Source organism: Streptomyces nigra (assembly GCF_003074055.1).
Taxonomy (GTDB): domain Bacteria; phylum Actinomycetota; class Actinomycetes; order Streptomycetales; family Streptomycetaceae; genus Streptomyces; species Streptomyces nigra.
The window spans coordinates 4,913,172-4,937,770 of sequence record NZ_CP029043.1; the positions used below are offsets into that span (position 1 = coordinate 4,913,172).

The 24,599-nt window shown below is 73.9% G+C and carries 15 protein-coding genes and 1 pseudogene; 12 read left to right on the forward strand and 4 right to left on the reverse strand.

The annotated features are described in order from the left end of the window. Nucleotides 1-8: 8 nt before the first annotated feature. On the reverse strand, nt 9-233 hold the full coding sequence (locus DC008_RS22920) for a hypothetical protein (protein ID WP_108708567.1): 225 nt from the start codon (nt 231-233) through the stop codon (nt 9-11). A 300-nt stretch (nt 234-533) separates the two neighbouring features. Between DC008_RS22920 and DC008_RS22925 the strand changes: the two genes are divergently transcribed. The 9 genes and pseudogenes from DC008_RS22925 to moeZ all read left to right on the forward strand — a co-directional run bounded on the left by DC008_RS22925 (nt 534) and on the right by moeZ (nt 10,406). Next, a complete protein-coding gene (locus DC008_RS22925; protein WP_235073961.1) occupies nt 534-1,559 on the forward strand; it encodes an alpha/beta fold hydrolase in 1,026 nt (341 codons plus the stop codon). Between the two features lie 412 nt (nt 1,560-1,971). After that, nucleotides 1,972-3,345 carry a DUF3152 domain-containing protein gene (locus DC008_RS22935; protein WP_108708568.1) on the forward strand — a complete coding sequence of 458 codons (1,374 nt, stop codon included), beginning with the start codon at nt 1,972-1,974 and terminating at the stop codon, nt 3,343-3,345. A gap of 52 nt (nt 3,346-3,397) precedes the next feature. Then, nucleotides 3,398-3,490, forward strand: a complete 93-nt coding sequence (locus tag DC008_RS36350; RefSeq protein ID WP_341867298.1) for an Ms4533A family Cys-rich leader peptide — start codon at nt 3,398-3,400, stop codon at nt 3,488-3,490. 282 nt (nt 3,491-3,772) lie between these two features. Beyond that, nucleotides 3,773-3,949: pseudogene (locus tag DC008_RS22940) on the forward strand (ABC transporter ATP-binding protein); the annotation flags it as partial. A gap of 212 nt (nt 3,950-4,161) precedes the next feature. Next, nucleotides 4,162-5,829: a DUF3492 domain-containing protein gene (locus tag DC008_RS22945; RefSeq protein ID WP_108708569.1), complete on the forward strand. Its 1,668-nt coding sequence runs from the start codon at nt 4,162-4,164 to the stop codon at nt 5,827-5,829. Nucleotides 5,830-5,890: 61 nt separating this feature from the next. After that, entirely contained in the window at nt 5,891-7,120 is a 1,230-nt protein-coding gene (locus DC008_RS22950) for a hypothetical protein (protein WP_108708570.1), read from the forward strand. A 230-nt stretch (nt 7,121-7,350) separates the two neighbouring features. Continuing rightward, on the forward strand, nt 7,351-8,343 hold the full coding sequence (locus DC008_RS22955) for an NAD-dependent epimerase/dehydratase (protein WP_055621900.1): 993 nt from the start codon (nt 7,351-7,353) through the stop codon (nt 8,341-8,343). Next, entirely contained in the window at nt 8,331-9,164 is an 834-nt protein-coding gene (locus DC008_RS22960) for a spherulation-specific family 4 protein (protein ID WP_108708571.1), read from the forward strand. Before DC008_RS22955 ends, DC008_RS22960 begins: the two co-directional genes overlap by 13 nt. Nucleotides 9,165-9,227: 63 nt before the next feature. Beyond that, nucleotides 9,228-10,406 (forward strand): adenylyltransferase/sulfurtransferase MoeZ, encoded by a 1,179-nt coding sequence (gene moeZ / locus DC008_RS22965; RefSeq protein ID WP_055621902.1) that lies wholly within the window; start codon nt 9,228-9,230, stop codon nt 10,404-10,406. 104 nt (nt 10,407-10,510) lie between these two features. Here the strand turns inward: moeZ and DC008_RS22970 are convergent, their stop codons facing one another. From DC008_RS22970 to DC008_RS22980, 3 genes are all read right to left on the reverse strand, one after another. Further along, entirely contained in the window at nt 10,511-12,058 is a 1,548-nt protein-coding gene (locus DC008_RS22970) for an alpha/beta hydrolase (RefSeq protein ID WP_108708572.1), read from the reverse strand. Between the two features lie 133 nt (nt 12,059-12,191). Beyond that, nucleotides 12,192-13,739: an alpha/beta hydrolase gene (locus DC008_RS22975; RefSeq protein ID WP_108708573.1), complete on the reverse strand. Its 1,548-nt coding sequence runs from the start codon at nt 13,737-13,739 to the stop codon at nt 12,192-12,194. Between the two features lie 121 nt (nt 13,740-13,860). Next, nucleotides 13,861-16,647: a lysylphosphatidylglycerol synthase transmembrane domain-containing protein gene (locus tag DC008_RS22980; RefSeq protein WP_108708574.1), complete on the reverse strand. Its 2,787-nt coding sequence runs from the start codon at nt 16,645-16,647 to the stop codon at nt 13,861-13,863. 186 nt (nt 16,648-16,833) lie between these two features. On the opposite strand from DC008_RS22980, the gene DC008_RS22985 reads away from it, so the two are divergent. The 3 genes from DC008_RS22985 (at nt 16,834) to DC008_RS22995 (ending at nt 24,596) form a co-directional block, all read left to right on the forward strand. Next, complete coding sequence (locus DC008_RS22985) at nt 16,834-17,220, forward strand: MGMT family protein (RefSeq protein WP_164492347.1); 387 nt, start codon at nt 16,834-16,836, stop codon at nt 17,218-17,220. Between the two features lie 311 nt (nt 17,221-17,531). After that, on the forward strand, nt 17,532-20,885 hold the full coding sequence (locus DC008_RS22990; protein ID WP_108708576.1) for an ATP-dependent helicase: 3,354 nt from the start codon (nt 17,532-17,534) through the stop codon (nt 20,883-20,885). A 117-nt stretch (nt 20,886-21,002) separates the two neighbouring features. Then, nucleotides 21,003-24,596, forward strand: a complete 3,594-nt coding sequence (locus DC008_RS22995) for an ATP-dependent helicase (RefSeq protein WP_164492348.1) — start codon at nt 21,003-21,005, stop codon at nt 24,594-24,596. Nucleotides 24,597-24,599 lie beyond the last annotated feature (3 nt).

Sequence of the window (24,599 nt, forward strand, 5' to 3'; positions counted from 1 at the left end):
CCGCCCCGTCAGCGATAGTCGTCCTCGTCGAGGGAGACCACGCGCGCCTGCTCGATCAGGTCGGCCTCGTTGGCCAGGTTCGGGTCGACCTCCGTCAGCGGGTCGTCCTCGTCCGGGTTGATGTCCGCCTTCTGCTCGGCCGCGTCGGCCGGAGGCGCCTCGACGTCGAACTCCTCGTCGTCCTCGGTGTCGTCGTGCACGAAGGTCTCGGGGTCGGTGGGATCGACGGTCATGACGGGCTCCCTTTCCTAGAACGTCCCCGCGGGGGTGTGGTGTCCCCGGGCGAGGCAGGGGTCCGTGTCCGGGTGCCCTGCGTACGAGCCTAGGAGACACCCGATCCGGACGCTATGCGATCGGCGGCGGATCTGCGGGCGATTCGGGCGGTTTCAGGACGCCTTCACCCGGGGCGGAGCCCAGGGCGGTCCGCTGGACCGGTTCCCGTCATGCGCGCTGCCATGTACGCGTCGACTTGTGACGGCGAACACAATGGCGAACGTATGAATCCCCGCGTGATCACCTCGTAACATTGCCGCATGTCTTCGACCGAGCTGCCCTCCGTGCCGGCCGCCCATGTGCTTCCTCAGGTGGCGACCGTCCGGGTCGCGGAGGGGGAGCGGCTGCGGTCCGTCGGGCTGCCCGGGGTCACGCTGACCGTCCGGTCGCGCCCGCCGCGGCGGGAAGGGCTGCCACCCGCCCTGTACGTCCACGGGCTCGGCGGCTCCTCGCTCAACTGGTCGGCGCTCATGGAGCAGTTCGACGGCGTCGTCGACTCCGAGGCCGTGGACCTGCCCGGCTTCGGCGACTCGCCGCCACCGGACGACGGCGACTACTCCCTCACCGCGCACGCACGCGCGGTGATCCGCTATCTGGACGCCTCCGGCCGTGGGCCCGTACACCTCTTCGGGAACTCGCTCGGCGGCGCGGTCTCCACGCGCGTCGCCGCCGTCCGCCCCGACCTCGTCCGTACGCTCACCCTCGTGTCGCCCGCGCTACCGGAGCTCCGCGTCCAGCGCACCGCCGTGCCCACCGGGTTGCTGGCGGTGCCGGGGGTGACGGCCCTGTTCACACGCCTCACCAGGAAGTGGACGGCCGAGCAGCGGGTCCGCGGGGTGCTGCAGCTCTGTTACGGCGAGCCGGGCCGGGTGACGCCGGAAGGATTCCGCGACGCCGTCCAGGAGATGGAGCGGCGGCTGCAGCTGCCGTACTTCTGGGACGCGATGACGCGTTCCGCGCGCGGGCTCGTCAACGCCTACACCCTCGGCGGACAGCATGCGCTGTGGCGGCAGGCCGAGCGCGTGCTGGCCCCGACCCTGCTCGTCTACGGCGGCCGCGACCAACTCGTCGGCCACCGCATGTGCAGCAGGGCGGCGCGTGCCTTCCGTGACTCCCGGCTGCTGACCCTCCCGGACGCCGGGCACGTGGCGATGATGGAGTACCCCGACGTCGTCGCCCGGGGCTTCCGTGAGCTCCTCGCCGAGGTCGAGGGGCGGGAGCCCGACCCGGGCAGGCCGGGGGCCGGCACCGGCTCCGGTGCCGCTACCGAGAACTCAGGGAGCTGAGGCGCGCGTGGGACGCCACAGCCGGCGCGGCCTCGCCAAGCGGGACGCCACGGAGACGACGGCACGACAGGACGCCGCACAGGCACCGCCCGATACGGGCGCGCCCCGGCGACAGCCGCCGCCCCCCGTACCGGATCCCGGACGGGACCCGGGGGCGCCTGCGCCGTCGCCGGGGCGGCCGGGTGGGCCGGGATCAGGTGGTCCGGGCGGGCCGGGTGGGCCGGCCGGTGGGCCTCCGTCGTACGGCGGGCGTCCGTATCCGCCGGGGGCCACGCCCCCGCAGGACGGGACGCCCGCGCGTGGGGTCCCGCGTCCGGCTGACGGGACCCCCGCGGGTGGGGTCCCGAGATTCGCTGATGGCACGCCTCCGCGCGGTGTTCCCCGCCCGGCCGGCGGCACCCCACCGCAGGGGATGCGTCTGCCCGACGGCACCCCGGCGCACGGGGTGCCCCGCTTCGCCGACGGCACCCCCGCGCGTGGGGTGCCGCGTTACCCCGACGGCACACCCGCGCGCGGAATCCCTCGGCCGGCCGACGGCACCCCGCCGCAGGGGATTCGGATGCCCGACGGCACCCCGGCCCGTGGTGTCCCGCGTCTTCCCGACGGCACCCCCGCCCGCGGTGTCCCGCGTTTCCCCGACGGGACCCCCGCGCACGGTGTGCCCCGGTACGGGGACGGGACCCCCGCGCACGGGGTCCCCAGGGCCCGTGGTGGGCATCCCGAGCAGCGGGAAGCCGGCGGTGGCTGGGGGGAGTTGCGAGGGCGGACCGGAGTCACCTACGGCACCGCGACGACCGGTGCCGCCGTACCGCGTCCCCGTCGGGCGCCCGGTTCCGAGGGGCCCCGGCAGGAGTTCGTCGACGCCTTCGACGGGGAGACCGACGGCTTCACGTCCCGCAGTGCCGAGCAGGCGTACGCGCCGGCCGCCGAACGGGCGGACGACGACACCCCGCCGACCGGTGTGCCCGCGCCCGCCAAGGGCGGCAAGGGCCGGGCCTTCACCGGGGTCGCGGCGGCCGCCGTCGTCACCGTGCTGGCCGTCGTGGTGGCCGGACAGGTTGCGCAGGGCGGCGACGACACCGACGCCCGGGCGCAGTCCACCGGGGACCAGGCACGGGACGCCCGCGACCCGGCCTCCCGCACCGACGACCGCCCGACGCCCTCGGCGGCGCCGGGCGCGGCCACGCTGACGTACGCCCAGAAGATGGACCGGCGCTTCGCGCTGGGCGCGAACGCGACCGGCTCGGGGAAGTTCGACGCGGTGCCGGGGATCGACAAGGCCCCCGGCGGCGGGCGGAAGTTCACCTACCGCGTGGACGTCGAGCGGGGTCTCGGGCTGGACGCCGCCCTGTTCGCCGAGGCCGTGCACAAGACGCTCAACGACGAGCGCAGCTGGGCCCACGGAGGCGCCCGTACCTTCGAGCGCATCCACAGCGGTGAGCCCGACTTCGTGATCACGCTGGCCAGCCCCGGCACCACCGCCGAGTGGTGCGCCAAGTCGGGCCTCGACACCACCGAGGACAACGTCTCGTGCGACTCGGCCGCCACCGAGCGCGTGATGATCAACGCCTACCGCTGGGCGCAGGGCTCGGAGACCTACGGCGACCGCATCCACGCCTACCGGCAGATGCTGATCAACCACGAGATCGGCCACCGGCTCGGCTTCGGGCACGTCACCTGCGACAAGGACGGCGAGCTCGCCCCGGTCATGCAGCAGCAGACGAAGTTCCTCGACCACGACGGGATCACCTGCAAGCCCAACCCCTGGGCGTTCCCGGAGAGTTGACAGGCGACTCACAGCTCACATTGGCATGCGCAGCCGGATCATATTTCTGCGCATGTCGTCCCGTCACGCCACCTCTCGCGCCGCCGTCGAGCCGGCGCTCATCGGTGTGACCGCGCTGTGCGTGGCCGACATCCACTGTCGCTGACGTCCGCCCTTCGACGTACGCGTCGCGAATCCCCGCTTTCTCCGCGCTCCGGCATCTGACCCGGGCGCGCCCTCTCGACGACCCGGCGCCGGGGCGGGCATCCGCCTCCGTTCGTCTCACTTCGTGTCGTTCCGTCTCATGCTTCGAGATCCGAAGCGGGTCCGGCACGCGATCACCCAACCGAGAGGTCGTCTCCGATGCGTCGACCGTCCGTCATGGCGCGCCGTGTGGCCGTGGCATCCGTCAGCCTGGCCGTGGCAGCGGGCGCCGTCGCCTGCGGGCTTGATGCGCCGGGGCCGGATCGTCGAAGAGGGCCCCGCCGATGAGGTGTACGACCGGCCGCGGGACCCGTACACAGGGCAGCTCCTGGCCGCCGTACCGGCGCTCGATCCGGCGGTCGCCGCGCGCCGGCGGTCCGAGCGACGGGAGCTGGCGCGATGGGAGTCGGCCACGATCTGACCGATCCCGCCGCACGAGCGTGACGATCCGTGTGCGTTTGAACTCCTAGCGCGACGGAACGCGACCCGCACGGGAAAGTTACGACCGTTCACCCCTTTTGGTGGCGCGATGGACAACCGTCCATCGCGCCACCGCCTTGTGCGCATACGTTCTTCCCGCTGTGAGCCGCCGCCGTACGGCGGCTCCCCTCAAGGGAGATCGGGGGTGTACTCGTGCGCATCGGACTGATTGCGGAGGGTGGCTATCCGTATGTGAGCGGTGACGCCAGGCTCTGGTGCGACCGGCTCGTGCGCGGGCTCGGACAGCACGAGTTCGACATCTACGCGCTCAGCCGCAGCGAGCGCCAGGAGGACGAGGGCTGGGTCCCACTGCCCCCGCAGGTCAGCCGGGTGCGCACGGCGTCGCTGTGGACCGCCGAGGACGACGGTGTCGTCCACGGCCGACGCGCCCGCCGGCGGTTCGCCGAGCACTACGGCGAGTTGGCCGCCGTGCTCGGCGCGGGCGGCGGCCGAGGGGCCGACGGCGCCTCCGAGACCCCGTCGGCCCTTCAGGCGGACCGTTTCGGCAACGCGCTGTACGGGCTCGCCGAACTCGCCCGCCACGAGGGCGGACTGGCCGGCGCCCTGCGCTCCGAGGCCGCCGTACGCACCCTCGAGCGCGCCTGCCGCGCACGGGACGCGATGCGCACGGCGCGCGAGGCGCGCGTCCCCGATCTCCTCGCCGTCGCCGCCCACCTCGAACGCGCCCTGCGCCCCCTCTCGCTCGACTGGTACGAGGACGACGGGCTCGGCGCGGCCGACCTGAGCCACGCCACCTCCGGCGGCACCGCCGCCCTGACCGGCCTGCTCGCCCGCCACTTCTGCGACGTACCGCTGGTGCTGACCGAGTACGGCGTCGGGCTGCGCACCCACTACCTCGCCGGCGCCGACGCCCCGCCGGCCGTCCGCACCCTGCTCGCAGGCTTCCACGGCGCCCTCGCCGCAGAGGCGTACCGCCGGGCGGCCGTCATCACGCCCGGCAACGCCCACGCCCGCCGCTGGCAGGAGCGCTGCGGCGCCGACCGGTCCAAGCTCCGCACCGTCTACCCGGGCATGGACGCCTCCCGCTTCGCGGAGGTCGGCGAGGCGCCGTCGTGCGCGGACCCCGACACCCTCGTCTGGGTCGGCCGCGTCGAACCCGCCAAGGACCTCGTGTCCCTGCTGCACGCCTTCGCCGAGGTCCGCAAGGAGGAACCGAAGACCCGCCTGCGGATCGTCGGCACCCCGGCGGGACCGGAGGGGGAGGCCTACCTCGGCCACTGCCGGGCGCTCGCAGCGCAGCTCTTCCCCGACGAGGCCGACGGTCCGCACACCGTCGGGGACAACCCGGTCTCCTTCGAGGAGATCGGCGGGCCGCAGCTCCCGTCCCTCGCCGACGCGTACGCCTCCGGGGCGGTGGCCGTCCTGTCCAGCGTGGTCGAGGGCTTCCCGGTCGGCCTGGTCGAGGCCATGCTGTGCGGCCGCGCCACGGTGTCCACCGACGTCGGCGCGGTCGTCGAGGTCATCGGCGGCACCGGGCTCGTCGTACCGCCGCGCAACCCGCGGGCGCTCGCGGAGGCGTGCGTGGCGCTGCTGCGCGACCCCGAGCGCCGTGCACGCCTCGGCGCCGCCGCCCGCGCGCGGGCCCTCGAACTCTTCACCGTCGAGCAGAACGTGGCGGCATTTCACGGCATTTACCTCGACGTCGTCGCTGGTACGCCGGTCCGGCGGGTCGTCCTCGACGACGCCGGTGCCCCGCTGCCCTTCGGTGTCCCCGCCGAGGCCCATGTCCCCGGCCACTGGACCAACCGCCCGCACACCGGCCCGGACACCACGGCCCCGCTGCCGGAGGGGGCGCGATGAGCGGCGCGCACACCGAATTGGCCCGGCCGGCCCGTGGCGACGCGGGGACGGAGGAGGCGCGATGAGCGGCGCAGGAGGGATCGACCACCCCGTGACGGCACCCGAAAGCCCCGAAGTCTGGGACGAGCGCGCCGAGGAGTGGCTCACGGCCGACGCCGACGGACCCGAGGACCAGGCCCTCGCCGACCCTCGCAGCCGGCCCGGCCCGTCTCGCGCGGGCGCCGACCCGGTGAAGGCCCTGATGCACCGCCACCACGACCTGTGCGCCCGCGCGGTGGACCCCCTGGAGATCGCCGCCGGTCTCGAGGCCCACGGCATCACCGACCGAACCGCGGCCCGCTTCCGGCACCGGGACGTGTTCTCGCTGGCGGAGGAGATGTACGCGCGCGTGCCGCGCGACGGCGAGCCTTCCTCCGTCCCCGCGCCCGTCGCACCGCCCCGCGCGCGGGCCGGCTGGGTGCTCCTCACGCTCCTTCCCGGCGCGCTCGGGGCGGCCACCGTGACCGCGGTCCGGCTCACCCAAGGCCAGGCCCGCCCGATCGCCGCCGCCGTAGGAGCGCTCGCCGTGCTGCTCGCCCTGCGCGCGGCCCTGGCCAGGGGCCCGCTGTCGACCACGCACCCCACGCGGCCGACGGCGACCTGGACGGGCTGGCTCCTCGGCTACGCCCTCCTCGGCGACGGCCTGCTGCGCACCGCCCTCAGCGGGGGTCCCGACAGCCTGCCCGGCGGCGGCGCCGACGGCCCCTGGCCGCTCGCCACCGCGCTCCTCCTGGCCCTCGCGCTCTCCTGCGCGCCCGCGGCCTGGTGCGCGCACCTCCTCGCCGTACGGGCCCGCCGCACCCTGTCCTCCAGCAGGGCCCTGGACGACTTCACCACCGCGGTGAAGCCCCTGCTGCTGGCCGCGTTCGCCGGCTACGTCTGTGCCCTCGCGGCCCTCACGGCCGGGACCGCGGCGGTCCTGGACGAGCCAGCCGCCCACCCACAGACCCTCACCCTGGGCGCCCTGCTGTTCCTGGCCCGCCTCCTCACCGTCCACGGCTTCACCCACGCCCCCGCACTCGTCCTGACCGCCACCGCGGCGGCCGAGGCGACGGCTCTCGCCTGCGTCTTCGCCGCCCGCCTCCCGGGCGGCGCGTGGCTGGCGACGCCCACGCGGGCGCTGGTCGAGGCCTGGGGTCCCGCCGCCGTCCCCTCCCTGGCCTGCGGCGCGGCGGCCCTGGCCCTGCTGCTCCACGCGGGCCGCACGCTGACCCGGGCTTCGGCGCATGCCACCCAGGAGGAGCCGTGGTGAGCGGGATGACCCGGAGCACGGCGTCGACGGGCCCGAGTCCCTGCGCGCCGGCCACCGCGTACGCCACCGGCGCCGGCACCGGCGCGCGAGGCGGCACACGCGCCGGCACCCCCACCGTCACCCCCCACCCGTAGACCCCCGGCCCCACCGCCGGAGGCACCCCCGACGAAGGAGAGACCTTCCATGACCACCTCCCGACCCGACCTCCCCTCGGCCACGGGAGCCGCGCGATGAGAGTCCTGCTGATCGGAGCCAACGGCTATCTCGGCCGCTTCGTCGCCGACCGTCTCCTCGCCGACCCCGCCGTCCAGCTCACCGCGCTGGGCCGCGGCGACGACGCGGACGTCCGGTTCGACCTCGCGTCCGGCAGCCCCGGCGCCCTCACCCGCTTCCTCGACGCGGTCCACCCCGGCGTCGTCATCAACTGCGCGGGCGCCACCCGGGGCGGCGCCCGTGAACTCACCCGGCACAACACCGTCGCCGTCGCCACCGTCTGCGAGGCCCTGCGGCGCAGCGGCTGCGGCGCCCGTCTCGTCCAGATCGGCTGCGGCGCCGAGTACGGCCCGAGCCAGCCCGGCTCCTCCACGGCCGAGGACGCCGTGCCGCGCCCCGGCGGCCCGTACGGCGTCAGCAAGCTCGCCGCCACCGAACTGGTCCTGGGCTCCGGACTGGACGCCGTCGTCCTGCGGGTCTTCTCACCGGCCGGTCCCGGCACGCCCGCCGGGTCGCCGCTGGGCCGTCTCGCGGAGGCGATGCGCCGCGCCATGCAGTCGGGCGACGGCGAGCTGAAGCTCACCGGCCTCGGCGCCCAGCGCGACTTCGTCGACGTCCGCGACGTCGCCCGCGCCGTGCACGCCGCCTCGCTCTCCGCCGCGCAGGGCGTCATCAACATCGGCTCCGGACGTGCCGTCCGGCTGCGGGACGCGGCCGCCGTCCTCGCGCGGGTGGCCGGGTACGGCGGTGCCCTGCACGAACTCGACGGCCCGCCCGCCCCGTTGCGCGCCACGATCGGCCACCCCCGGGGCGACTCGGACCACACGGCGCACGGCGCACACGGCACGCACGGCGCCCACGCCGCCGCGCCCGTGGCCTACCCGGACGGCTGCGGCAGCTGGCAGCAGGCCGACGTGCGCACCGCCCGCGACCGGCTCGGCTGGCGCCCCCGCATCAACCTCGAGGAGTCCCTGGGCGACATCTGGATGGAGGCGGCATGCCGTATCTGACCGGCACCCCCGCGACGACCGCGTGCACGGACCTGCGCCCGGGGCTCGGCATCCCCGGCCTGGCCCACCCCCTCCTCGCCTCCGCTGAGTGGGGCGCACTGACCCGCCCCGGCGCCCCCGTGCACTGGGCCGTCCTCAACGTCGCCGACGGCCCCGGCACCCAGCCCGACCCGCACTGCCTGGAGGCGGCCGGCCGCCTCCGCAACGCGGGCGTCCGGGTCCTCGGGCACCTCGACGCCTCCCGCCTCGACACCACCCGTCTCCTCGACACCACCCGCCTCGGCCTGCCGCGCTTAGGAACCCCGGCCCCGCGCCCGTCCCGAGGCGGCGGCGGCCGGACCCTGAGCGACCTGATGTCCGAGGCGCAGCGGTATGTCGACTGGTACCGGGTCGACGGCTTCTATCTGGACCGCTGCCCCGTCGACCGCGCCGACCTGCACGAGACCCGGCGCGCGGTCGGCACACTGCGCGCGCTGCGTGACAAGGCCCACATCGTCCTCGGCCACGGCACCCATCCCCACCCGGGATACGCCGAGTGCGGCGACCAGCTCGTCACGTTCTCCGGGCCCTGGTCCGAGTACCGCTGGTCGCAGGTGGCGGAGTGGACGGCCGACTATCCGCCCGGCCGCTTCTGCCACTTGGTCCACGGGGTGCCGCGCGGGCACCTGGACGAGGCGCTGCGCATCGCGCGCTGGCAGGGCGCCGCGACGGTCTGGTTCACCGACCGCACCGACGGCGGGGGACGCACCGACCCCTGGGAGTCCATGCCCGGCTACTGGGACGACATCGTCTCGCGGATCGGAACAGGTGTCTCGGAATGAAAAAGGCCATGGCACTGTTACGAGGAGAACAAATGTAGTGATCGACCGACCAACGGAGTCCCCGTGTCGCTGCCACCCCTGGTCGAGCCCGCCCCCGAGCTCACCGTAGACGAGGTTCGCAGGTACTCCCGCCACCTGATCATCCCCGATGTCGGGATGGACGGGCAGAAGCGGCTGAAGAACGCCAAGGTGCTCTGTGTGGGCGCCGGCGGCCTGGGCTCGCCGGCGCTGATGTACCTGGCCGCGGCGGGCGTCGGCACGCTCGGCATCGTGGAGTTCGACGAGGTCGACGAGTCGAACCTCCAGCGTCAGATCATCCACAGCCAGGCCGACATCGGCCGCTCCAAGGCCGAGTCCGCCCGCGACAGCGTCAAGGGCATCAACCCGTACGTGAACGTGGTCCTTCACGAGGAGCGGCTCGAGGCCGACAACGTGATGGACATCTTCAGCCAGTACGACCTCATCGTCGACGGCACGGACAACTTCGCGACGCGCTACCTGGTCAACGACGCCTGCGTGCTGCTGAACAAGCCGTACGTCTGGGGTTCGATCTACCGCTTCGACGGCCAGGCCTCGGTCTTCTGGTCCGAGCACGGCCCCTGCTACCGCTGCCTCTACCCGGAGCCCCCGCCGCCGGGCATGGTCCCCTCCTGCGCCGAGGGCGGCGTGCTGGGCGTGCTGTGCGCGTCCATCGGCTCCATCCAGGTCAACGAGGCCATCAAGCTCCTCGCGGGCATCGGCGAGCCCCTTGTCGGCCGCCTCATGATCTACGACGCCCTGGAGATGCAGTACCGCCAGGTCAAGGTCCGCAAGGACCCCAACTGCGCGGTCTGCGGCGAGAACCCCACCGTCACCGAGCTCATCGACTACGAGGCCTTCTGCGGCGTCGTGTCCGAGGAGGCCCAGGAGGCGGCGGCCGGCTCCACGATCACTCCCAAGCAGCTCAAGGAGTGGATCGACGACGGCGAGAACATCGACATCATCGATGTCCGCGAGGTCAACGAGTACGAGATCGTCTCGATCCCCGGCGCCCGTCTGATCCCGAAGAACGAGTTCCTCATGGGCACCGCCCTGGAGAACCTCCCGCAGGACAAGAAGATCGTCCTGCACTGCAAGACGGGTGTCCGCAGCGCGGAGGTCCTCGCGGTCCTGAAGTCCGCGGGCTTCGCGGACGCGGTCCACGTCGGCGGCGGTGTGATCGGCTGGGTCAACCAGATCGAGCCCGACAAGCCGGTCTACTGACCGGCCCCGCTCGGCAGCCCTGACGAAGCCCACGGCCCCGACCCGTTCGGAGGCCGTGGGCTTCTGTCGTGCCCCGTGCACCCCAGGGGCCGCCGCCCCGCCCGCTACGAGCAGACCTTGCCGTCCTTCGGGACCGTGCCCTCCAGCAGGTAGTCGTTGATCGTGGAGTCCACGCAGCTGCTGCCCTTCGCGTACGCGGAATGGCCCTCGCCCTTCCAGGTGAGCATCACGCCGACACCCTTGCCGAGTTCGTCGGCCATCCTGCGGGTGCCCTCGTAGGGGGTGGCGGGGTCGCCGGTGTTGCCGATGAGCAGGATCGGGGCCGAGCCCGGGGCGCTGACCTCCGGGGTGTCGTACTGACCGGGCACCGGCCAGTCGTGGCACCAGCCGGCCGTGTCCCAGCCCAGCATCGGGCCGAACACCGGTGAGACCTTCTCGAAGTGCGGCAACGCCTTCTTCGCGTCCTCGGGCGTCGGGCGCTGCCTGTCGTCCAGGCACGATATGACCCGTTGCGAGTGACTTCCCGTGCCGTACTTCCCGGAGTCCTGACGGTCGTTGTAGTCGTCGGCGAGGGCCAGCAGCTCGGTGCCGTCGCCCTGCTGGGCCGCCTGGAGGGCGCTGGTCAGGGTCGGCCAGCTGGCCTTGCTGTAGAGGGGCCTGATGATGCCCGTGAGGGCGAGCGACTCGGTGAGGTCGCGGCTCGACGACGTCGGCAGCGGCTTGGCGTCGATCCGCTTCAGCAGGTCGACGACCTCACGTGTGCCTTCCTCGGCGCTCTTGCCGGTGGACTCCAGGTAGTTGTTCAGCGCGCGCTGGAAGCCGCGGGCCTGGTTCTCGGCGTGGCCGGCCGCGTCGGCGCTCGGGTCGACGACCGCGTCCAGGACGATCCGGCCGACGTTCTTCGGGAACAAGTGGGAGTAGACCCCACCCAGTTCGGTGCCGTAGGAGATGCCGAAGTAGTGCGTCTTCTCGTCCCCGAGCACCTGGCGCATCAGATCCATGTCGCGCGCGGTGTCCGCGGTCGACACATGCGCGATCAGGGAGCCTCCGGTCTTTTGGCAGCCCTTGCCGAAGTCGGCGGCGTCCTTGAAGTATGCCGTCTCCTCCGCGGCCGTGTCCGGCGTGAGGTCGACGGCCTCGGACGCCTGGATCTCCTGGTCGCGGCGGCAGCGCACCCCCTCGCTGGATCCCACGCCCCGCGGGTCCCAGCTCACCAGGTCGTAGCGCTCGCGCAGCGCGGACGCGCCCGTCGAGTACCAGGGCAGCCTGTCCACGCCCGAGCCGCCGGGCCCGCCGAAGTTGAAGAGGAGGGAGCCGATGCGGTCGTCGCCGGTGGCCTTGGCGCGGATCAGCGCGAGGTCGATCGTCCTGCCCTCGGGCTTCTTCCAGTCCAGCGGCGCCTTCAGATCCGCGCACTGCCACTCGTCACCCGGTGCGGGCGAGCCCTCCGTGGCCCGGCAGCGGCCCCAGTCCAGCTCCTGGGAGGTCAGCGAGGAGGGCAGCGCCGCCTCGGGGCTCCCGGCCGGTGCCGAAGCGCTGGTGCCGCCGGTGTCCCCGTCGGTCTTCGGGTCGTCCGACGAGCCCCCGCCGCATCCGGTCGCGAGCAGCGCGGCGGCAGCCGTCAGAGCCGTCCACCGTACGAACCGTGCCATGCCGTGTCCCCCCTCGCGGGCCCTCCGCACCGTGCGGCGAAGGGCGGTCCGGCCATAGTAGGCGGATCACCGAAAGCCCGTCGGAGCCTGTGGATAACTCTCTGACCTGCGCATATTCGATGGGTCGATGGTTTCAGGAGCAGACCGTCCCGGCCGTCGGCACCTTCCCGTCCAGCAGATAGCCGTTCACCGCGTCCCGTACGCACTTGTTGTCGCTCTCGTACGCCCCGTGCCCCTCCCCTCGGTAGGTCATCTCGACACCGACCCCGTCGCCCAGCGCCTGCGCCATCTTCCGGGCCCCCTCGTAGGGGGTGGCCGGGTCGCCGGTGTTGCCGACGACGAGGATCGGTGCCGCGCCGGGCGCGCTGACGTCCGGATGGTCGGCGGCGCCCGCCACGGGCCAGTCCGTGCAGCTGAGCAGCGACCAGGCGAGGGAGTCGCCGAACAGCTCGGAGGCCGCGCGGAACTCCGGCAGCCGGTCCTCCACGAACGCCGGGGTGTAGCGCGGCTTGTCGTCGGCGCAGTTGATCGAGACGTTGGCCGCGGTGCTGTTGTTGTACTCGCCGTTCTCGCTGCGGCCGTTCAGCGCGTCGGAGAGCAGCATGAGGGTGCTGCCGTCCCCGTCGTACGCCTGCTCGAGCCCTTCCGTGAGATAGGGCCAGAAATCCTTGGAGTACAGCGCCTGCAGGATGCCGCTGGTGGCGGCGGCCTGGGTGAGCTCGCGCGGGAAGATTCCCTTGATCGGCTTGCTGTCGAGGTCCTTCAGCAGCTTGGCGATGCGGTTCTCGACGTCCTCGGCGGCGTCGCCGATCGGGCAGTCCTCGACGCGGGAGACGCAGTCCTCGGCGAAGTTGCCGAGGGCCAGCTGGAAGCCCTTGGCCTGGGCGAGCGAACCCTGTTCGGGGTTCTGGGCCGGATCGACCACCGCGTCGAACACGGCCCGCCCGACCTTGTCCGGGAACAGATGGGCGTAGACGCCGCCGAGTTCGGTGCCGTAGGAGATGCCGAAGTAGTGGAGCTTGTCGTCGCCCAGGACCTGACGCATCAGCTCCAGGTCGCGGGCCGCCTCCGTGGTGCCGACGTGCGGCAGCATCGCGCCGGAGTTCTTCTCGCAGGCGCTGTTGAACTCCTTGGTGCTGTCGAGGAACTCGGTGCGCTCGGCCGCGTCGTCCGGTGTCGCGTCCTGCTGGAAGTACGCGTCGAGCTGCTGGTCGTCCTCGCACCACACAGGTGCGCTGCGGCCGACCCCGCGCGGGTCGAAGCTCACCAGGTCGTAACGGGTGCGCAGGGTCTCGTAGGACGAGCCGAAGGCCGGCAGCGTGGTGACGCCCGAGCCGCCCGGCCCGCCGAAGTTGAAGATCAGGGAGCCGATGCGGCGGTCCTCGGGGGCGGTGGTCCGCACCCGGATCAGCTCGATGTCGATGGTGTCGCCCTCGGGTTCGTCCCAGTCGCGGGGCGCCTTCATCGTCGCGCACTGCCAGGTGCCGTCGTCCGGCAACGGCGACGGGCTCCCTCCGCCGCCCTGCGCCTGCGAGGGCGCCGGGCAGTCCCGCCAGGTCAGTTTCTGCGCCGTCAGGTCACGGTCGCCGGAATCGTCGTCCCCGCAGGCCGCGAGCGCGGAGGCCAGCAGCAGGGCGGCGGCGGTCAGGGCGGCGGCGCGCAGCCGGGGCGGGTTCGGCATGATCCCATCCTGCGGTCGTGCGGGGCGCGGCGCCCGGGACACGGGCCGTACGAGGTACGGCGGCGCCCCGCCCGTGGGGTGCCCCTCCACCGTACGGCGGCTCGTCGTGTGCTGAGCCGCCTTACAACGCGCCCTTGCGGGTCAGATGGTTGAAGGCGAGCCACCCCGGCAGCACCGGCAGCCACAGGGTCAGCAGGCGGAACAGCAGCACCGCGGGAGCGGCGACCTCGCTGGGCAGGCCGACGGCGATCAGACCGACGGTCAGGGTGGCCTCGACGGCACCCACGCCGCCCGGGGTCGGCGCGGCCGAGCCGAGCGCGTTGCCCGCCAGGAAGACGACGGCCACGCTGGCGATGCTCAGGGAGGTGCCCTCGCTGCCGAAGGCCCTGATCGAGGCGTCCAGGCACATGACGAAACAGGCGGTCAGCAGCAGCATGCCGCCGATGCCGGTGATCAGCTTCTGCGGCCGCTGGAGCACGTCGAGCATGCGGGGCACGACACCCGCGAACAGCGACCTCACGCGCGTGACGACGAACTTCCGCAGGAACGGCACCGACGTCACGACGAGCACCAGCACCGCCACCGTCAGCAGACCGGCGATGACCGTGCGGGACGGCGACAGGGAGGGCGTCTTCTCGGTTCCGGTGAGGTAGCCGAAGGCCAGCAGCATCAGGATGTGGCAGCCGAGCCCGAACAGCTGCGAAGCGCCGACACTCGCCACCGCGAGCCCCGGCCGCACTCCCGCGCGCTGCAGGAAGCGGGTGTTCAGGGCCACACCGCCGACCGCGGCCGGCGCGACGATCTTCACGAACGACCCGGCGACCTGCGCGGCCACCGTCCGCCGGAACGGCACCCGCTCCGGCACGAACCCCAGCAGGGCCATCGCCGCGGCGAAGTAGCTGGCGGCGGAGAACAGCACGGCCGCGGCCACCCAGCCCCACTGGGCGTTCGCGACGAGCGGGCCGAACTCGATGTGCGTGAGCTGCGTGAGCAGGAAGTACGCACCGATGGCGCCGGCGATGAAGCTGATCAGGGTGCGCGGACGCACCCGCTCCAGCCGGGCCGGCTCGACCGGTGCCTGCGGCCTGATGCGCAGCACCTCGTGCCGGATCAGGGTGAGCAGGTCCTCCTCGCGCGCGTCGTCCAGAGCCTCGTCCAGGGCCCGCTTCTCGGCCCGCGCCTGCGCCCGTACGGTCTTCTTGTCCGGCTTGTCGGACCCGGTCCCGGCGTCGGTGGCGGCCTCCTCGCTGCGGGCCTGCTTGGACACCCGGGACGCCTCCAGGACGGCCTCGCGCTCGCGTTCGGCGCGTTCCCTGGCGAGACGGCGCAGCGTCGCGCGCGTGGAGCGGCTCAGCGCGATGGGCTGGAGCATCGGCAGACAGTCGGCCACGGCGTCCGGACCGAGCACGCCGACCGCCGAGGCCACGGCGCGCTCGGCGCCGACGCGCAGCCCCAGGGTGACCAGCAGCTGGGAGATGTCCATGCGCAGCAGCAGGCTGTTCGCGGCGATCTCCCCGATGCGGAGATCGGTGATGATCACCTTGCCGGAACGATCCACCAGGATGGCGTCACCGACCAGCCTGCGGTGCGCGATACGGCGGGACTGCAGCGCCTTGACCTGGAGCCAGGTGTCGCGCAGCAGATCGTCGGTGATCTCGTCGTCCGCCAGCGAGTCCAGCGTGCGGCCGCCGGTGTGCTCGTAGACGAGCATCACGGCGTCCGGGCCGAGCTCGGAGGTGGCGATCAGCTTGGGCGCATTCGCGCCGGCGGCGATGGCCGCGTAGGCGAGCAGGGCCTCCTGCTCCAGGGCCTGCCGCAGCGACTGGAGGCTGCTGCGGGTGGCGAAGCCGCGCAGCGTGAGGTTGCGCCACGCGCGGTAGAAGAACCCCTGCGCCTGCTGCTCCCGGTCGACGACCGTGACGTCCAGCGGAGGCCCGTCCTCCAGGGTGACGAAGTAGCGCCGGCCGCGGTCGGTGGCGGTCTCCTGGGCGTCGGCGACCTCCTCGCGGGCCGCGCTCACCGGGCGGAAGCCGACATGCCGAAGGCCCGCCATCAGGGTCCGTCCGGTCGGGCGGACGTTGGGCGACCCGACGGCGTAGAGCGTGCCGTAGGCGACGGCCCAGCCGATCAGCAGCGTCAGCAGGATCGAGAACGGCGTGGTGTAGCCGGTGACCAGCATCGAGAACGCGTACAGGACCAGGACCGCCCACAGGACCGCGCGCCAGCGGGGTCTGCGGGACATGCCCACGGCCGTCATGTACGCGATGACCGGCGCGAGGTAGCCGTGCACCGGGTCGGTGAGCGAGCCGACGTCGCCGGGGGAGGGCTGGGTGAGCGCGTCCCGGATGGACTCGGGGGCGGCCCGCGCGACCCACAGGTCTGTGGCGAGTGTCACCCCGTGCGCGAGGACGGCCGCCAGGACGCCGTCCGCGATGCGCAGCCCGTCCCGCTTGATCAGCCGTTCGATCGCGAAGGCCACCGGGACCAGCAGGATGGCGATGCTGGAGACCAGACCGGCGATCTTGCTGAAGACGTCGGGCGCCTGTCCGGTGCCCTTGTTGATGTCCTGTTCGAGGCCCGAGGTGGTGCCGTGCGCAAACGCGGCGATCGCGAGCAGCAGCACCATCCCCAGCACGCCCACCAGGACCCGGACGAGGTCGGAGGGTCGGTGCACGCGCGCGGGGAGGAGCGGTTCGTCACCCTCGACCTCGTCGGCGTACGCCTCCTCGGAGTCCCGCCCCGCCGTGTCGCCGGCCTCGGGGCCCGTGCCGGAACCCTCGCCGACCTGCTCTTCCTCGCCGGCGGCGGCCCCCTCGGGGTCCTTTCCGCCCGCGCGCGCGGTGTCAGGGCGCGACGAAGCGCCGGACGTGCTCTCCGCGTCCTCCGGGTGCACGCCCTGCTGCTTCATCGTCTCTTCTTGATCTCGTATCACCAGTCACCGCCCGCACGATGGTGGCATGCCCCACCGACACACAGGGGCATCAGGGTGCAAACGCGGGGGCGCACAGTCTGCCGGAAGCGGGGCCCCGGGGCGAGGGCTACGCACGGTGGCGGGCGCGTCGCGTTGTCGGTGGGGTGCGGCAGGATGGGGCGGATGAGCGAGGAGAGCCTGCCGGACACCGCCCGACCGGAGCGCGCGGACGCGCTGCCGGAGTACGCCGAGCGGGTCCTGGAGGTCGCCGAGCTGATCCCGCCGGGGCGCGTCATGACCTACGGGGATGTCGCGGAGTGGCTGGAGGAGGGCGGACCCCGCCAGGTGGGCCGGGTGATGGCCCTCTACGGGGGCGCCGTCCCGTGGTGGCGCGTGGTCCGCGCGGACGGCGTCCTGCTGCCCGGCCACGAGCTGCGGGCGCTGGAGCACTACCGCGCCGAGGGCACCCCCTTGAAGGACGCGAGCAGGGCGGCCGAGGGCCACCTGCCGCGCCTCGACATGAGGCGGGCGCGCTGGGACGGAGGCGGACGCGCACAGGGTCACACCTGACAGCTTCCGCCATCGGCGGGCCCGCCGTGTGACCCGTGACGCGTCCGGGGGAAGGAGGGCACGTCCGAGGCATGACGTACGTTCGTGAGGCGAGGGGCGCAGGTGCCAGGAGTGACCCGAGGGATGAAGCGGAAGCCCTGCTTCCGTGAGGTCCCGCGGCGTAGCGTCGGCTGCGCGTGTCCCCCTCATCCCGCGGTCACCGCCCGCCCCGCGCGGAAGGCGGCCGCCCGCGACCCCGACCACGGCCCCCCGACGACGGCGCACCGCGCCGGCCACGACCCCTTGCACACCCACCAGGACCGGCGAACCACGTGAGCTCCTCTTCCTCCACCAGGCGCCTGTCGCACACCCCGGTGCGACAGGGGGCCCGTGGCGCTTACCGGTTGGTGCGTACCCCTCCGGCCCAGGCGGCTCCCCCTCGTCTGGACGCCGCACAGCGCTCGGTGGTTGACCACAGGACCGGGCCGATGCTCGTCCTCGCGGGCCCGGGCACCGGCAAGACGACCACGCTCGTCGAGTCGGTGGCGGAGCGCATCGCGCGCGGGGGCGACCCCGAGCGCATCCTCGTGCTGACGTTCAGCCGCAAGGCCGCCGTGGAACTGCGCGACCGCATGGCGCTGCGCATCGGTGCCGCCCGCGCGCCCCAGGCGACCACCTTCCACTCGTTCTGCTACGCCCTGGTCCGCGCCCACCAGGACCACGACCTGTTCGTCGATCCCCTGCGGCTGCTCTCCGGCCCGGAGCAGGACGTCACCGTCCGCGAGCTGCTCGCGGGCCAGCCCGAGCTGGAGCGGCTCGGGCTGGCCCATGTGCGCTGGCCGGACGAGCTGCGCGCCTGCCTGACCACCCGGGGTTTCGCCGACGAGGTCCGCGCGGTCCTCGCCCGCAGCCGTGAGCTGGGCCTCGGCCCCGGCGCCCTGGACGACTTCGCCCGCCGCATCGGCCGCCCCGACTGGCGGGCCGCGGCCTCCTTCCTCGCCGAGTACCTGGACGTCCTCGACCTCCAGGGCGTCCTCGACTACGCCGAGCTGGTCCACCGCGCGGTCCTGCTCGCGCGGCGGCCCGACGCCGCCGAGGCGCTCGCCGCGCGCTACGACGCCGTGTACGTCGACGAGTACCAGGACACCGACCCGGCGCAGGTGCGGCTCCTGCGCGCCCTCGCCGGCGGCGGCCGCACCCTGGTGGCCTTCGGTGATCCCGACCAGTCGATCTACACGTTCCGGGGCGCCGATGTGAACGGCATCCTGGAGTTCCCGCACGCCTTCCCGCGCGCGGACGGCCGCCCCGCCCCCGTCGAGGTCCTGCGCGTCTCCCGCCGCTCCGGCGCCGCGCTGCTGGCCGCGACCCGGCTGCTGACCCGGCGCATGCCGCTCACCCGGCTCCCGGCCGACAAAGTCCGCGCCCACCGCGAGCTCACCCCCGTCCGCGAGGGCGGCCGGGTGGAGGTCTTCACCTACCCGACGGCCGGCACCGAGCTGGACAACGTCGCGGACATCCTGCGCCGGGCCCACCTGGAGGACGGCGTCCCCTGGAGCGACATGGCCGTCCTGGTCCGGGCCGGCTCCCGCACCATCCCGACCGTCCGCCGCGCCCTCACGGCCGCCGGGGTGCCCCTGGACATCGACGGCGACGACCTGCCCCTGCGCCATGAACCCTCCGTCGCGCCCCTGCTGACGGCATTGCGCGCGGTGGCGACGGCGGAGGCGGGCCTCTCCGACAGGCAGGAGCACGGCTCACCGGAGGACCCGGACGGCCCGGAGACGACCACCGACGAGGCCCCCTGCTGGCTCGACACCGAGACCGCCCTCACCCTGCTCACCTCGCCCCTGGCCGGCATGGACGCCGCCGATCTGCGCCGCCTCGGGCGGGCCCTGCGCGACGAGGAGCGGGCCGGAGGCAACCCGCTGCCGCCGCCCTCCGACGACCTGCTCGCCCGCGCGCTGGCCGAGCCGGAGCGGCTGGCCGTGCACGACCCCGCGTACGCGCGGGGCGCGCAGCGGCTCGGCGCGCTGCTCCGCAAGGCCCGCGAGCGCCTCGCGGGCGGCGGTACGGCCGAGGAGGCGCTGTGGGACCTGTGGGAGGGCACCCCGTGGCCCACCCGCCTGGAGCGGGCCGCCCGTCGCGGCGGCGCCGCGGGCCGCAACGCCGACCGCGATCTGGACGCCGTATGCGCGCTGTTCGCGACGGCCGCGCGCGCGGAGGAGCGCACCGGCGGCCGGGGCGCCCTGAACTTCCTCGAGGAGATCGACGCCGAGGACATCGCCGCCGACACCCTCAGCCGGCGGGCCGTACGCCCGGACGCGGTGCGCCTGATGACCGCGCACCGCTCCAAGGGGCTGGAGTGGCGCCTGGTCGTCGTCGCCGGGGTCCAGGAGGGCCTGTGGCCCGATCTGCGCCGCCGGGGCTCCCTCCTGGAGGCCGACCGCATCGGCCGTGACGGGCTCGCCGAACCGCTCACCCCGGGCGCGCTGCTCGCCGAGGAGCGCCGGCTGTTCTACGTGGCCGTAACGCGCGCGCGTGAACGGCTCGTCGTCACCGCCGTGAAGGCCCCCGCCGACGACGGCGACCAGCCGTCCCGGTTCCTGACCGAACTCGGCGTGGACCCCGTCGACGTGACCGGCCGGCCCCGCCGCCCGCTGTCCGTGGCCGCCCTCGTCGCCGAACTGCGGGCGACGACGGTCGACCCGCGCGCGTCCGACGCCCTGCGCCGGGCCGCCGCGCTCCGGCTGGCCCGGCTGGCCGCGCTCTCCGACGACGACGGCCGCCCCCTGGTGCCCGCCGCCCACCCCTACCGCTGGTGGGGCATGTTCGAACCCACCGAGTCCAAGGTGCCGCTGCGCGACCGCGACCAGCCCGTGGTGCTGTCCGGGAGCGCGCTGGACCAGCTGGCCAACACCTGCGCCCTGCAGTGGTTCCTGGGCCGCGAGGTGAAGGCCGACGCGCCCGCGACCGTCGCCCAGGGCTTCGGCAACGTCGTCCACGTCCTCGCCGACGAGGTCGCCTCCGGGCACACCCCGGCCGATCTCGACGTCCTCATGGAACGGCTCGACTCCGTCTGGAACGCCCTCGCCTTCGACGCCCCGTGGAAGTCCGCGCAGGAGAAGTCCCACGCGCGCGCGGCCCTCGAACGCTTCCTCCGCTGGCATGTCATGGACCGTGCGGGCCGCACCCCGGTGGCCAGCGAACACGACTTCGACGTGACGCTGGAGGCCGGCGACTTCGAGGTGCGCATCCGCGGACAGATGGACCGCGTCGAGGCCGACGCCGACGGACGCGCGTACGTGGTCGACTTCAAGACCGGCAAGCAGGCCCCCAGCGCGGCCGAGGTGGCCCGCCACCCGCAGCTCGCCGTCTACCAGCTCGCCGTCCGCGAGGGCGCCGTCGACGACGCCTTCGACGGCGCACGGCCCGAACCGGGCGGCGCCGAGCTGGTCCAGCTGCGCCAGGGCGCCGCGAAACGGGACGGCGGCGAGACCCTGCCCAAGGTGCAGGCGCAGCAGCCGCTGGACGGCCCGGAGGGGGAGTGGGTCGGCGACCTGCTGGCCACGGCGGCCGGCAAGGTCCTCGACGAGCGGTTCACGCCCACCGCGGGGCAGCACTGCACCCACTGCGCGTTCCGGGCGTCGTGCAGCGCACGCCCCGAGGGACGGCACGTGGTCGAGTGACCGCACCCGCCGACGACCGGCGTGACCGATCGCACCACCCGCTCCGACCTGCGCTTTCCCCACCGCGGCCGACCGAACGGACACGGGCTGTCAGTGGCCGCCGCTAGCCTTCCTCAGGTGCCCGCCCGTATCACCGACCCCGAGCAGCTCAAAGAGCTCCTCGGCATCCCGTTCACCCCGGAGCAGACGGCCTGCATCACCGCGCCGCCCGCCCCGCAGGTGATCGTGGCCGGCGCCGGATCGGGCAAGACGACGGTCATGGCGGCCCGCGTGGTGTGGCTGGTCGGCACCGGCCAGGTCGCGCCCGAGCAGGTCCTCGGCCTGACCTTCACCAACAAGGCCGCCGGCGAGCTCGCCGAACGCGTCCGCAAGGCCCTCGTCCGGGCCGGCGTCACCGACCCCGACGCCATCGACCCCGACCGCCCGCCGGGCGAGCCCGTGATCTCCACCTACCACGCGTTCGCGGGCCGTCTGCTGACCGACCACGGCCTGCGCATCGGGCTCGAACCGACCTCCCGGCTGCTCGCGGACGCCACCCGCTACCAGCTCGCCGCGCGCGTGCTGCGCGAGGCCCCCGGCCCCTACCCGGCTCTCACCCGCTCCTTCGCCGACCTCGTCAGCGACCTGCTCGCCCTCGACGCCGAACTCTCCGAGCACCTCGTACGCCCCGAGGCCCTGCGCGCCCACGACGCCGAGCTGCTGCTCACCCTCCAGAACACCCGGCTCAGCAACGCCGACCTGCGCAAGGTCCCCGAAGCCGCCGCCGCGCGCCGCGAACTCGCCGACCTCGTCGTCCGCTACCGCGCCGCCAAACGCGAACGGGACCTGCTCGACTTCGGCGACCAGATCGCCCTGTCGGCGCGCCTCGCCGGGATGCCCGAGGTCGGCCGGCTGCTGCGCGACGAGTTCCGGGTGGTCCTCCTCGACGAGTACCAGGACACGTCCGTCGCCCAGCGCGTCCTCCTCGCCGGGCTGTTCGGCGAGGGCACCGGCCACCCCGTGACCGCCGTCGGCGACCCCTGCCAGGCGATCTACGGCTGGCGCGGGGCCTCCGTCGCCAACCTCGACGACTTCCCCGAGCACTTCGCGCACGCCGACGGCCGCCCCGCCACCCGCCAGTCCCTCAGCGAGAACCGCCGCAGCGGCGGCCGCCTCCTCGACCTCGCCAACGGCCTCGCGGAGCCCCTGCGGGCCATGCACGCGGGCGTGGAGGCGTTGCGCCCGGCCCCGGGAGCCGAGCGCGACGGCATCGTCCGCTGCGCCCTCCTGACCACCCACGCCGAGGAGATCGACTGGATCGCCGACTCCATCGCCCACCTGGTGAACACCGGGAAGGCGCCGGGCGAGATCGCCGTCCTGTGCCGTACGGCCGGTGACTTCGCGGAGATCCAGGGCGCGCTCGTCGCGCGGGACGTACCCGTCGAGGTGGTCGGCCTGTCCGGCCTGCTCCACCTGCCCGAGATCGCCGACCTGGTCGCCGTCTGCGAGGTCCTCCAGGACCCCGGCGCCAACGCCTCCCTGGTCCGGCTGCTCACCGGCCCGCGCTGGCGCATCGGCCCGCGCGACCTCGCCCTGCTGGGCCGCCGCGCCCGCCTGCTCGTCTCCCACGCGCGCGTGGACGGCGACGACGACCCCGACCGCCGCCTCGCCGAGGCCGTCGAGGGCATCGACCCGGCCGAGGTGATCTCCCTCGCGGACGCCCTCGACACCTTCCTGGAGACGCCGCTGGACGGCACCGGGGACGACGACGGGCTGCCCTTCTCGCCCGACGCGCGCGTGCGCTTCGCCCGCCTCGCCGCCGAGCTGCGCGACCTGCGCCGCTCCCTGTCCGACCCGCTCATGGACGTCCTCCACCGCGTGCTCGCCGTCACCGGCCTGGAGGTCGAGCTCTCGGCCTCCCCGCACGCGCTCGCCGCCCGCCGCCGCGAGACCCTGTCCAACTTCCTCGACATCGCCGCGTCCTTCGCGGCCGGCGACCACGAGGCCTCCCTGCTCGCCTTCCTGGCCTTCCTGCGCACCGCCGCCCAGTACGAGAAGGGCCTCGACAACGCCCTGCCGGGCGGCGACAACACCGTCAAGGTGCTCACCGCGCACAAGTCCAAGGGCCTGGAGTGGGACGTCGTCGCCGTCCCCGGACTGGTCACCGGCACCTTCCCCAGCGCCCAGGGCCGCGAGAAGTGGACCGCCCAGGGCAAGGTCCTCCCGCACGAGCTGCGTGGCGACGCCGACACGCTCCCCGACGTCACCTCCTGGGACTCCCGGGGCCTCAAGGCCTTCCACGAGGCCATGAAGGAGCACCAGCACACCGAGGAGCTACGCCTCGGCTACGTCACCTTCACCCGGCCCCGCTCACTGCTCCTCGGCTCGGGTCACTGGTGGGGCCCCAGCCAGAAGAAGCCCCGCGGGCCCTCCGACTTCCTGCTCGCCCTGCACGACCACTGTGCGTCCGGGCACGGCGAGATCGAGGTGTGGGCCGACGAGCCGGCCGAGGACGCGGAGAACCCCGCCCTGCTCCGTGAGGGCGCCGAGCACGCCTGGCCTCTGCCCTTGGACGACACCGCCCTGGCCCGGCGCCGCGCGGCCGCCGAGACGGTCCTGGCCCACCTCGAACAGCTGGCGTCCCAGGACGCCGTCGTCGCGGCGCACGACCCCGACACGTACGACGACCCGGACTGGCCGCCTCCGCCGGACGAGGACGCCGACCTCGGCGAACCCGACCTGTGGGACGAGGCGCCCCTCGACGAGGCCCCTCTCGACCACGATCCCTTCGAGGAGGACCCTTTCGAGGACGACCCGTACGAGGGCGGTGCGTACGACGAGGAGGAGGACGGCACCCGGCACGAGAGCGCCCCCGAGCCTCAGACCCCCGCCCGCCCGGCCATCCCGCACCAGGCGGCGCAGCCCGGCACCCGCACGCCCGACCGGGACCATGGACCGCCGTCCCCCGTGCCGCCCCCGCGCGAGCGCCTCACGCCCGAGGAGGCCCGCACCCTCGCCTCCTGGGACCGCGACCTCGACGCCCTCACCGGCGAGCTGCTGCGCGCCCGCGCGAGCGTCATGGACGTACCGCTGCCCGCGTCCCTGACCGCGTCGCAGCTGATGCGGCTGGCCGCCGACCCGGACGGGTTCGCGCAGGAACTCGCACGCCCCATGCCGCGCCCCCCGCAACCCGCCGCACGCCGAGGCACCCGGTTCCACGCATGGGTGGAAGCCCGATTCGAAGAGTTGACGCTGCCGATGCTGGACCCCGACGAGCTGCCCGGCAGCGAGGCGGAGATCGCCGACGAACGCGACCTGGAGGCGCTCAAGGCCGCCTTCGAGCGCACCGAGTACGCGCACCGCACGCCCTACCGGGTGGAGGCGCCGTTCCAGCTCGCGATCGCCGGCCGGGTCGTCCGAGGCCGCATCGACGCCGTGTACCGAAGTGGCGACGGCAGCGAGGCGACGTACGAGATCGTCGACTGGAAGACCAACCGCGGCCGCACCGCCGACCCCCTCCAGCTCGCCCTGTACCGGCTCGCCTGGGCCGAGCAGCAGGGCGTCCCCCTGGAGGCGGTGGACGCCGTCTTCCTCTACGTCCGCAGCGGCGAGGTCGTACGCCCGGACGCGCTGCCGGACCGCGCGGCACTGGAACGGCTGCTCACCGGCGAGCCCGCCGGGGAGACGGAGTGTGAGGAACCGCCCAATCAGGATGTCGGCGCGGGCCGATAGGCT